At 57.4% G+C, this 2,413-nt stretch carries 2 protein-coding genes and 1 tRNA gene; all 3 read left to right on the top strand.

All coding sequences use genetic code 11. The annotated features are described in order from the left end of the window. Positions 1-424: MMPL family transporter (locus tag H5U08_RS15890; protein WP_297035246.1), on the top strand; the 424-nt coding region annotated here is incomplete at its 5' end. Positions 425-449: 25 nt separating this feature from the next. Continuing rightward, complete coding sequence (locus tag H5U08_RS15885) at positions 450-1,478, top strand: hypothetical protein (RefSeq protein WP_297035244.1); 1,029 nt, start codon at positions 450-452, stop codon at positions 1,476-1,478. Positions 1,479-2,084: 606 nt separating this feature from the next. Then, a tRNA-Glu gene (locus tag H5U08_RS15880) sits at positions 2,085-2,157 on the top strand. Positions 2,158-2,413 lie beyond the last annotated feature (256 nt).

Here is a 2,413-nt window from a genome sequence, read left to right as displayed (position 1 = left end):
CCTGTTGCCGATCGTTGTCCTGATGGGAGCTCTTGGCTGGATGGGGCTTCGGATCAACATGGGCTCAGCGATGATGGCTGCCGTATCCCTGGGCTTGAGCGTCGATGCGTCCATTCATTATCTCACGGCTTTCCAGAGAGCACTCAAAGCCGGGCGGACCATCAGGCGAGCTTTGAGGGAAGCGCAAAACACCGTTGGGCCGGCCACGGTGTACGCCGCACTCGCGCTGGTCGTGGGATTTTTAAGCCTGACCCGCAGCCAATTTGTCCCCACGGCAGATTTCGGCATCCTGATAAGCTGGACAATGATGGGCGGACTTGTATCCAATCTGGTTGTCCTCCCGTGTTTACTTTCCTTCACAGGAAGGCATAAAGTTTCGGCGCTCAGCGGACATCGGCTTTCCGGCAACCTTCCAACAAACTGAACGATGCGGTCTTGACGGTGGTTCGATGGACTGGGTTCATCACATAGCGACAGACGAGGCGGGTTACGGTCCCACGCTGGGACCCTTGGTGATCACCGCAACCTTGTGGTCCGCGCCCCGCGAGTACCCACCGGAAGTCTGGTATCCCCACCTGGCCCCCGAAATAACGGTGACACCACTCAAACGGGCAAAAGCGGCGAATGAGAACTCCGCATGTTCAGAGAGCACTGAGAGTGCACAAAGCTGGGTTGACCGTGGCCGTCCTGTGTGGATCGCGGATTCCAAAAAGGTCTACAGGGGGAGTTCCGGCTGGCATAATCTGGAGAAGGCGGCACTCGCCATTCTCGGCCAACTGTTCCAATTTCCCTGCGATTGGAAAAACCTTGTTCGCCAGCTTGATCCGGCGGCTCGCCCGTGGTTACACACTGTCCCCTGGCTGGCCGCGTTTGACCAGGATCTCCCTATAACCTGCGAGCCGGGCGAAATCGCTGCGGCAACCCAATGTCTTTCCGATGGGCTGGCCAGGAACGACTTTCGCCTGGAACAGATTCGCGTCCAATTTCTTCCTGCGGTCCGCTTCAATCAATTGTTGGAACGGTTTGGGAAAAAAAGCGATCTCCTCTCTCGGTTGACACTCGAACTGGCACGCCAGCTCGCGCCGGAAGTTGGACAGGCCCACGTCTGGTCCGACAAGCACGGTGGCCGAGACCACTACGCCCAGCACCTTGACCATGTTTTTCCCGGAAATGGCATCCGCGTCCTGCAGGAATCCCGAGAAATCAGCGAGTACGAAATCCTGGAACCTCAGCGGAGCATACGCTTTTGTTTTCGGGCCAAGGCCGAAGCATACTTCATCGTGGCCGCCTCCTCGATCGTTTCAAAATACCTGAGGGAGGTGGCGATGTGTGCATTCAATGAGTATTGGCGACGTTTGAAACCCGACCTGCGCCCCACGGCCGGTTATCCCGAGGACGCCCGACGGTTCCTCGGGGAGATTGCAACCCTCATGGCGGAATTCGGAATACCCACCACGACAGTACGGCGGCTCAAATAAGCTCGAAACACGACGGCACGTTCGCCGGGTAGCCATTTTTGAAATGTTTTTCAAAACGTTGACAAAGCTCCGCCAAACCGCGTCAGGTCAGTCGCCGGAGGGAGAGAATGGCTCGACGTAGCCGGTTGGGCTGTCTTCACCTTGAAGAGCGGCGTGGCGTTGGGCAGGTCTCGTCGGGCACGGCAAGCGTGCCCCTCCGATCTTTCGGAGGGACGTGCCTGTCACGTCCATATTCGGAGGGACCTGCTTGTCAGGTCCGCCTCTCAAGGTTGGATGCTCCATTTCACGTTGGTTGGCACCACAACCGAGCCCCTTCGTATTCCACTGACGCGCTGGAAGGCGCCCCCTTGATTAAACGGGAGGACCCGGTTCCACCCAGGCCACGCCACTTGGAATGGCCATCCACGAATTGCCCGTGCAACATTTTGCGATTGAGGGCGTGTCATAGGCTTTCGCAAACGTGGGGATGGTTCGAGCCCGCGGCATCTCGAAGTCTTCACAAAAACTGGAGATGGGTCAGTTTCGGCTCCTATTGACAAGGCCGGGGAAAGGCTTAAGATAACACAAGAAGATGTCGCAAAAACGCTCAAGATAGTTCCGAAGAGTGCCCCCTTCGTCTAGTGGCCCAGGACGTCGGATTCTCAGTCCGAAAACACGGGTTCGACTCCCGTAGGGGGTACTTTTTATTTTGCCAACACTTGCCCCATCAAAACCTTCCCGAAAGCCTCTCGAGTTTCTGACGGGGCCCCGGCCGTCCACCAGTTGGGCCCGGCGATGGTCGCGCGGTGACTCTCTTCGGCATCTCGCAGGGCAATAGTTTTTGTCTTCCACCTGGTCCCTCGTTTTCACGCCAGGCTTGTGACACTATAACTATCCTACGCCCAAGCGGTGTTGCAACGGGAACGCACCCTCACCATCTGCGGTGCTGACAGGGG

Source organism: Thermogutta sp., assembly GCF_014359955.1.
Classification (GTDB): domain Bacteria; phylum Planctomycetota; class Planctomycetia; order Pirellulales; family Thermoguttaceae; genus Thermogutta.
The sequence above is the reverse complement of the archived record's forward strand: the minus strand, read 5'-3'. Positions and strand labels throughout refer to the sequence as shown.

Coding starts and splice junctions, on each gene's coding strand:
- H5U08_RS15885 (WP_297035244.1), top strand. CDS start 450: ATGGACTGGGTTCATCACATAGCGACAGACGAGGCGGGTTACGGTCCC.